The organism is Lentzea sp. (assembly GCF_036380075.1).
Lineage (GTDB): Bacteria > Actinomycetota > Actinomycetes > Mycobacteriales > Pseudonocardiaceae > Lentzea.
This window is the reverse complement of sequence record NZ_DASVFL010000386.1, coordinates 1-8040: the sequence shown is the minus strand read 5'-3', so window position 1 is coordinate 8040 and position 8040 is coordinate 1. Positions and strand designations below refer to the sequence as shown.

Sequence of the window (8040 nt, the reverse complement as noted above, 5' to 3'; positions counted from 1 at the left end):
CGCCGCTGCGCGACGATCCGCGATCGGGGCTTGGCTTCGGGGCCCTTGCGAGGCGCTGGGTCGGGCGGAAAAGGGCGGATGCTTCGCACCCGCCCGAGCCACGAGTGGTAGCACCTCGCACCCAAAGTCAAGCCCCAATCGCAAAGACCGGGTGGGTTCACCGGCTCTAATCGGCGTCAGGGGTGACTGCTCGCCTTCGGCTTCGCTTGGAAGTGCGGGGGTCTGTTCGGCTCGCTTCGCATCGCCCTTGGTGGGTGCCTCGGCTTCGCCGTTGGCCGGCCCGGCTTGCCCCCTCTTGCGCGCCCCCGCGCACCACCCACACCACCCCGCGGCCGCGTCGGCTGCGTGCGTTGGCTCACGTGGGCCCTCACCTGCAACCCGTCCCGCCTGCCGCGCGTCCCTCAGGCTGACGAAGTGTCCGGATTCCACACGGGCATACTGGGATTTCAGCTACAGCGAACGACGAGGTGCGATTTCACGTGTGCGGAGTGCTCGGACTCATCTGTTCCACCGAAGCCGCGGCGGCCAGCGCTCGTGGCTCAGTGGCCGCAGCACTGCGCTGCCAGCGCCACCGCGGGCCGGACGAGCAGGACACCTGGGCCGATGCCGAGGTCGTGTACGGGTTCAACCGGCTCGGCTTCATCGACCTGGACCACTCCCACCAGCCGCTGGTGTGGGGGCCGCCGGAGAACCCGACCCGGTACACCCTGAACTTCAACGGCGAGATCTACAACTACAAGGAGCTGCGGGCCGAGCTGGCCATGCACTTCGGCGCCCAGTTCAAGACCAAGGGTGACGGTGAGGCCATCGTCGCCGGGTACCACTACCACGGGGCCGACTGGGTCAAGAAGCTGCGCGGCATGTTCGCCTTCATGATCTGGGACGAGCAGGAGCGCGTGGTCTTCGGGGCGCGCGACCCGTTCGGGATCAAGCCGCTGTTCTGGGCCGCCGGGCCCGGCGGCACGGCGTTCTCGTCGGAGAAGAAGAGCCTGCTGCAGCTGACCGGGGTGCTCGGGATCAGCCAGGAGCTCGACCGGACCGCGTTGCAGCACTACCTGGTGCTCCAGTACGTGCCGGAGCCCGAGTCGCTGCACAGGGCGATCCGGCGGGTCGAGTCCGGGACGTCGTTCAAGGTGTCGCCGGGTGGGCAGGTGCTGTTCAACCGGTACTTCAAGCCCGTGTTCGCGCCGCGGCCGGTCAACGGTGCGCACGAGGCCGAGGCGCTGCACGAGCGCATCGCCGAGGTCATGCGCGACTCGGTGGCCAAGCACATGATCTCCGACCCGGACGTCACGGTCGGGGCGTTCCTGTCCGGTGGCATCGACTCGACGGCCACGGCGACGCTCGCCAAGCAGCACAACCCCAACCTCATCGCCTTCACCAGCGGGTTCGACCGGCAGGGGTACTCGGAGGTGGACGTGGCCGCGGAGACGGCCGCGGCCATCGGGGTGCGGCACGTCGTCAGGACGGTGTCGCCGGACGAGATGATGGAAGAGCTGCCGCTGATCCTCTGGTACCTCGACGACCCGGTGGCGGACCCGGCGCTGGTGCCGTTGTACTTCATCGCCAAGGAGGCGCGGAAGTACGTCAAGGCCGTGCTGTCCGGTGAGGGCGCCGACGAGCTGTTCGGCGGGTACGTGATCTACCACGAGCCGTTGTCGCTGTCGCCGTTCGAGAAGGTGCCGGGCGGCGTGCGCAAGCTGATGGGCGCGGTGTCCAAGAGCATTCCCGAGGGCGTGCGCGGTAAGGACCTGCTGCGGCGCGGCTCGCTGCGGCTGGAGGAGCGCTACTACGGCAACGCGCGCAACTTCAGCGACGCGCAGGTGCGGGCCGTGTTCCCCGGCTACGTCGAGGGCGTCGGCTTCCAGGACGTGACCGCTCCCTGGTACCGCGAGTCCGAGGGGTGGGACCCGGTCGCGCGCATGCAGCACATCGACCTCTACACGTGGCTGCGCGGCGACATCCTGGTCAAGGCCGACAAGGTCACCATGGCCAACTCGATCGAGCTGCGGGTGCCGTTCCTCGACCCCGAGGTGTTCCGGGTCGCCGCCGAGGTGCCGCTCGACCAGAAGCTCACCGAGGGCACGACCAAGTACGCGCTGCGCAAGGCGCTGGCGAAGATCATCCCGCCGCACGTGCTGAACCGGCCCAAGCTCGGCTTCCCGGTCCCGATCCGGCACTGGCTGCGCGCCGAGATGTACGACTGGGCGCGCGGCATCATCGCCGACTCGCAGACCGGGCACCTGCTCGACAAGAACGCCGTCATGGACCTGCTCGCCGAGCACAAGTCCGAGCAGTTCGACCGCAGCCGGCAGCTGTGGAGCGTGCTGTGCTTCATGATCTGGCACGGGATCTTCGTCGAGGGGCGCATCACGCCGAAGGTGCCGGAGCCGGTGTACCCGGTCCGCCTCTGACCGAGTGGTGTTGGCGACATCGCCACGTGGAACGCCTGTTAGTTGTCATAGGCTAACGAAATGGCCACTGTGGGGAGAAGCGCGCGCTCGACGTTCGTGATCGACACGCGACCGTTGAAGATCGTCGCTTACCGCAGGTTGTGGCTCTCCACGATCGTGACGGCGGTGGGCTCCCAGCTCACCGCCGTCGCCGTGCCCAAGCAGGTCTACGACCTCACCGGCTCGTCCGCGTGGGTCGGCATCGCCGCCGGTGTCGCGCTGGTCCCGCTGCTCGTCTTCGGGCTGTGGGGCGGCGCGATCGCGGACACCGTCGACCGCCGCAAGCTGCTGCTCGTCACGAACGTCGGCATCGCGGTCTCGTCGGTGCTGCTGTGGGTGCAGGCGGCGATGGACGTCGGCTCGGTGTGGCTCGTCATCGGGCTGCTGGGCCTGCAGCAGGTGTTCTTCGCGGCCAACGCGCCCGCGCGGTCCGCGTCGATCGCCCGGCTCGTCCCGGCGGAGCTGCTGCCCTCGGCCGGCGCGCTCGGGTCCACGGTCATGCAGTTCGGCGCGGTGCTCGGGCCGCTGCTCGCGGGTGCGCTGATGCCGGTCGTCGGGCTGCCGACGCTGTACCTGGTGGACGCGATCGCGCTCGTCGTGACGGTCTACGCGGTGTGGAAGCTCCCGTCGATGCCCCCGCTCGACGGGATCGTGCGGCGCGCGGGGCTCAAGGACGTGCTCGCCGGGTTCTCCTACCTGTGGGTGCAGAAGGTCCTGCTCGCGAGCATGGTGCTCGACATCATCGCGATGGTGTTCGGCATGCCGCGGGCGCTGTTCCCGGAGATGGCCCAGCACACGTTCGGCGACCCGCCCGGCGGCGGGTTCGCGCTCGGCGTGCTGTTCGCGGCGATCCCGGTCGGTGCGGTGCTGTGCGGGCTCACGTCCGGCTGGATCGCCAACGTCAGCAGGCACGGCGTCGCGGTGACGATCTCGGTGGTGGCCTGGGGTCTCGCGATCATGGGCTTCGGGCTCGCCGGGTCGCTGTGGGTCGCGGCGGCGTTCCTCGCACTGGCCGGTGCGGCGGACATGGTGTCGATGGCCTTCCGCGGCGCGATCCTGCAGTCCGCCGCGACGGACGAGATGCGCGGGCGGATGCAGGGCGTCTTCATCGTCGTCGTGGCGGGTGGCCCGCGCATCGCGGACCTGTTGCACGGCACGGGTGGCGCGGCGTTCGGCACGGCCGCGGCGGTGTCGGTCGGCGGGCTGCTGGTCGTCGTGGCGACCGTGGCCATGGTGGCCGCGCTGCCGGCGATCTGGCGCTACCGCGTCAGTTCCGCGAGCTGACCTCGTTCGAGCCGGGCTCGGCGATCTTCACGTCGCCGCCCCAGTCGGAGAAGCGCGCCTCGTCGACGACCGACGTGTTCTGGAACTGCGTCGAGAACCTGATCCGGGACGGCAGGTCGTCGCCGCCGATCTCGACGTCGGCCGCCGAGCCCGCGACGCCCTGGTCCAGGGCGAGCTTGATCTCGTTGCGCAGGTTCTCGTCGGTGAGGGCGTCGTAGGCCTTCCGGTAGTCCACGGAGATCGAGTACCGGGTGCGGTCCGCGATCTTCGTGACCAGCTGGACCGTGCCGCCCGCCTCGATCACCGGCAGGTGGTAGGTGGTGAAGACGGCCTGCTGGCGGATCACGTCGTGGAAGCCGAGCAGGGTGCTGGTGAAGTCGTCGTCGTCCGCGCGGTTCAGCTTCACCCACGGCTTGTCCTGCGGCAGGCCGAACACCGCGGGCAGCTTCACGAACGCGGCGTCGCGCGTGGTCGAGACGAAGTGCAGTTCCTCGGGCTGACCACCGGTCTGCACGGCGCGGGTCGTCGTGGCGTCGAGGCTCGGGACGTCGCCCAGGCGCACCGACCCGGTGGCCGGGGCCGTGACACCGCCGGCGGTCGGCGCGGCGATGGTGAAGCGGTAGGTCTTCTTCTCGGCGACCGCCTTGCCCACCGCGCTCGCGAAGGCCAACACGTCCGAGTACTGGTCCGGCTTGGCCGCCGGCGACGACGTGCAGGCGGTCAGGGCGAGAGCGGCGACGAGCAGGGTTGCCGTGCGTTTCATGCTTACACCATATGGGTGAGGTCGTTCTTCGTCCGCGCTGGTACCCAGGCAAAACGGGCAGAATCTTCGGGCATGGCTGAAGCGACTCCACAAACGGAGCAACCAGAGCTACACCGGGCGATAGGCCCGAAGCTGCTGCTGTTCTTCGTCGTCGGCGACATCCTCGGCACCGGCATCTACGCGCTCACCGGCAACGTGGCCGGCAAGATCGGCGGCGCTCTCTGGCTGCCCTTCCTGCTCGCGTTCGTGGTGGCGTTCCTGACCGCGTTCAGCTACCTCGAACTGGTCGGGAAGTACCCGAAGGCGGCGGGTGCGGCGCTCTACACGAACAGAGCGTTCAAGATCCACTTCCTGACGTTCATGGTCGCGTTCGCGGTCATGTGCTCCGGCATCACCTCGGCGTCCTCGGCGGCGCTCGCGTTCGGCCGCACGTACCTGCGGCAGCTGCTGGTGGAGTTCTTCGACGTCACCCTGCGCCCGGAGTCGCTCGCCTTCACCGGACTCGCGATCGTGTTCATCGCGGCCCTCGCACTGATCAACTTCCGCGGCGTCTCGGAGTCGGTCAAGGCCAACGTGGTGCTGACCTGCATCGAGCTGTCCGGTCTGGTCATCATCATCCTGATCGGCGCCTACGCGGTGGCGGTCGGCGACGGCGAACCGTCGCGGCTGACCGACATCCACGTGCCGTCGGGCTCGAACATCATGCTCGCGGTCACCTCGGCGACGGCGCTCGCGTTCTTCGCGATGGTCGGCTTCGAGGACTCGGTCAACATGGCGGAGGAGTGCCAGAACCCGGCCAAGATCTTCCCGCGCGCGATGCTGGTGGGCATGGCCGTCGCGGCGCTGATCTACGTGCTGGTCGCGATCACGTCGTCGTTGCTGATCCCGGCCGACGAGCTCGCCAAGGCGGGCAGCAGCGCGTTGCTCAAGGTCGTCACCGTCGGCGCGCCCGGCTTCCCGCTCTGGATCTTCGCCCTGATCGGCCTGCTGGCCGTCATCAACTCGGCGCTGATCAACATGCTGATGGCCTCGCGCCTGCTCTACGGCATGTCGAACGAGAAGATCATCCCGAAGTTCTTCGGCGCCGTGCACCCGTCCCGCCGCACGCCGTGGATCTCGATCGTCTTCACGACCGGCGTCGCGGTGATCCTGGTGTCGACCGCGGACATCGGCAAGCTCGGCGGCACGACGTCGTTGCTGCTGCTGATCGTCTTCACCATCGTCAACGTCGCGTGCCTCGTGCTGCGCCGGGAGAAGGCGGAGCACGAGCACTTCCGCGCGCCGACGTGGGCTCCGGTGCTCGGCGCGATCACCTGCGCGTACCTCGCGATGCCGGTGCTGTCCGGCCGGCCGTGGGACGACTACAAGATCGCGGGCTGGCTGCTGCTCGCCGGTCTGGTGCTGTGGGGGATCAACCGGGTCATGCACGGCAAGGTCGAGACCTACCCGGAGAACCTCGGCAAGTAGGTCCTCCGGTCGAGGTGGGCCCGGCGGGTGGACGTCACGCCAGCCGGGCCAACTCGACCGGGTCGTGGGCGGAGAACACCTCGACCTCGCCGCGCGCCTTGAGCTCCCTGAGACGCTCCACATTGGACAGACGCTGCTCGCGGATCGTCTCGGTCTGCTTCGCGGTGAGCTTGAGGGCGAAGATGTTGCTGGGCGGGGTCTCGACCTCGCCGCGGTAGAAGTAGGCGTCGCCGGCGTGCAGCAGCCAGCCGTTGTCCGATTTGACCGCGATGCCCGTGTGGCCGCGGGTGTGGCCGATGAGCGGGACCATCAGGACGTCGTCCGGCAGGCCCGCGATGTTCCTGACGGCCTCGAACCCGTGCCAGCTCTCGCCTTCCGCCTTGTGGGTCTCGAAGGTGACGCCCTCGCGCTGGGCCTTCGGGTACCGGGCGCGTTCCTTGGGGCCCTTCGGGTTGGTCGCGGCCTCCAGCTCGGTGTTCAGGACGTGGACGGTGGCCTTCGGGAAGTCGCGCAGGCCGCCCGCGTGGTCCATGTCGAGGTGGGTCAGGAGGATGTGCCGGACGTCGTCCGCCGTGTGGCCGCGCCGTTCGACCTGCGAGATCGCCGTCTCGTTGACGTCGAGGACGGGCTTGAGCAGCGTGCGGCTCAACGGGTCGATGGTCGCCTTCGGGTCGACCACCTCGTGCGTGCCGAAACCGGTGTCGACCAGGACCAGGCCCCGGTCGGTCTCGATCAGCAGGCAGTGCGCGACGATCCCGCCCGCGACCAGCGGCGGGCGCATCGTGCCGCAGTTGAGGTGGTGAACCTTCATGGACGGATCCTTCCGTTGGCCCCGTAGGCTTCGCCCCATGTTGGGGATCTCGTACGAGGGTGCCACCGCCGTGATCACGACTGTAGGGGCGGGCCTCCGGTCCTTCTCGGTCGACGGCGTTCCTTATGTGGAGACATTCGGCGCCGACGAGAAACCTCCGATGAGCGCCGGTGCCGTCCTGGTGCCCTGGCCCAACCGGACCGCCGGCGCGGTGTGGGAGCTGGACGGGGTCCGGCAGCAGCTGGAGGTCACCGAACCCGCTCGGGGGAACGCGATCCACGGGCTGTTGCGGCGGCGGCCGTGGGAGGTTCTGGAGCACACCGGGTCGTTGGTTTCCCTCGTCGCTCGGATCGATCCTCAGCCTGGGTGGCCTGTTGCTCTGCGGGTCACCGTTTCTTACGCGTTGGACGAGCGTGGGCTTACCGTCACGCACGGGGTCAAGAACATCGGGGACGTGTCCACTCCTTTTGGGGTGGGAACTCATCCTTATCCTCGGGCTGGTCATGCTGAGACTGATTCCTGTGTCTTGACTCTGGCTGCTACTACTGTTTTGCCGTTGGACGTTGAGCGGATGGTGCCGTCCGGGGAGGCTCGGTCTGTTGAGGGGACCGAGTTCGACTTCCGGTCTGGGCGGGAGTTGGCTGGTGTTCGGTTGGACACGCCGTTTGGAGGGTGTGAGCCTGCCGAGGACGGGCTGGTTCATCACACGCTTGCTTCGGACGAGTTCGGGGTTGAGGTGTGGGCTGATCCTGCTTTTCGGTGGGTTCAGGTTTACACGCCGGATTCTTATCCTGGGCGGGGGCGGGCTGTGGCTGTTGAGCCGATGACCTGTCCGCCTGATGCTTTGAATTCCGGGGTGGATTTGATTTGGGTTGCTCCTGGGGAGACCTGGGGGGCTCGGTGGGGGATTCGGCCGCTTTTGTAGCGTGGGGTGGCGCGGGCGGGCGGCCTGCGGGCCGCGAGCGGGCGGGTGGTCGGCTTGCGGGTCGCGGCCGGGCGGGTGGTCGCCTTGCGGGCGGCGGGCTTGCGGTTGCGTGCTTCCCCCTGGGGGCGCTGCCCCCAGACCCCCGGCAATCTGATCGGGGGCTCCGCGCCGCTCGTGGGTTGATGGCACGCCTGTTGCTTTGGGCGGCTGGCGGTTGCGTAGGTGCTTGCGTTGCGGTGGGTTCCCGTCACAAGCCGCACCAAGAGCGGGCCACAACGAGGTAGGGGTGTCAAGCGGGCGAAACGCGTGCCCGCTTGACACCCCTACCTCGTTGCAG

General features: G+C 68.5%; 6 protein-coding genes. 4 read left to right on the top strand and 2 right to left on the bottom strand.

Features of this window, described 5'->3' with window-relative positions; all coding sequences use genetic code 11:
- The first annotated feature begins 479 nt into the window (after positions 1-479).
- Positions 480-2414, top strand: a complete 1935-nt coding sequence (gene asnB / locus VF330_RS40395; protein ID WP_330857042.1) for an asparagine synthase (glutamine-hydrolyzing) — start codon at positions 480-482, stop codon at positions 2412-2414.
- Positions 2415-2474: 60 nt separating this feature from the next.
- Positions 2475-3737, top strand: coding sequence for an MFS transporter (locus VF330_RS40390; RefSeq protein WP_330857041.1), 1263 nt, complete (start codon positions 2475-2477; stop codon positions 3735-3737).
- Here the strand turns inward: VF330_RS40390 and VF330_RS40385 are convergent.
- Positions 3721-4500: a hypothetical protein gene (locus VF330_RS40385; protein ID WP_330857040.1), complete on the bottom strand. Its 780-nt coding sequence runs from the start codon at positions 4498-4500 to the stop codon at positions 3721-3723. The two genes, VF330_RS40390 and VF330_RS40385, sit on opposite strands and share 17 nt — an antisense overlap.
- 72 nt (positions 4501-4572) lie before the next feature.
- Between VF330_RS40385 and VF330_RS40380 the strand changes: the two genes are divergently transcribed.
- On the top strand, positions 4573-5967 hold the full coding sequence (locus tag VF330_RS40380) for an APC family permease (protein WP_330857039.1): 1395 nt from the start codon (positions 4573-4575) through the stop codon (positions 5965-5967).
- A 34-nt stretch (positions 5968-6001) separates the two neighbouring features.
- Here VF330_RS40380 and VF330_RS40375 read toward each other — a convergent pair whose 3' ends face one another.
- Positions 6002-6778 (bottom strand): MBL fold metallo-hydrolase, encoded by a 777-nt coding sequence (locus VF330_RS40375; RefSeq protein ID WP_330857038.1) that lies wholly within the window; start codon positions 6776-6778, stop codon positions 6002-6004.
- Positions 6779-6815: 37 nt separating this feature from the next.
- On the opposite strand from VF330_RS40375, the gene VF330_RS40370 reads away from it, so the two are divergent.
- The gene (locus VF330_RS40370) at positions 6816-7703 is read left to right on the top strand and encodes an aldose 1-epimerase family protein (protein ID WP_330857037.1); all 888 of its coding nucleotides are present in this window, start codon (positions 6816-6818) and stop codon (positions 7701-7703) included.
- Positions 7704-8040: the final 337 nt, after the last annotated feature.

Bases quoted from the DNA above. Each gene is read 5' to 3' on its own strand.
- VF330_RS40370 (WP_330857037.1), top strand. From the start codon at position 6,816: ATGTTGGGGATCTCGTACGAGGGTGCCACCGCCGTGATCACGACTGTA.
- VF330_RS40390 (WP_330857041.1), top strand. From the start codon at position 2,475: ATGGCCACTGTGGGGAGAAGCGCGCGCTCGACGTTCGTGATCGACACG.
- VF330_RS40385 (WP_330857040.1), bottom strand. From the start codon at position 4,500: ATGAAACGCACGGCAACCCTGCTCGTCGCCGCTCTCGCCCTGACCGCC.
- VF330_RS40375 (WP_330857038.1), bottom strand. From the start codon at position 6,778: ATGAAGGTTCACCACCTCAACTGCGGCACGATGCGCCCGCCGCTGGTC.
- VF330_RS40380 (WP_330857039.1), top strand. From the start codon at position 4,573: ATGGCTGAAGCGACTCCACAAACGGAGCAACCAGAGCTACACCGGGCG.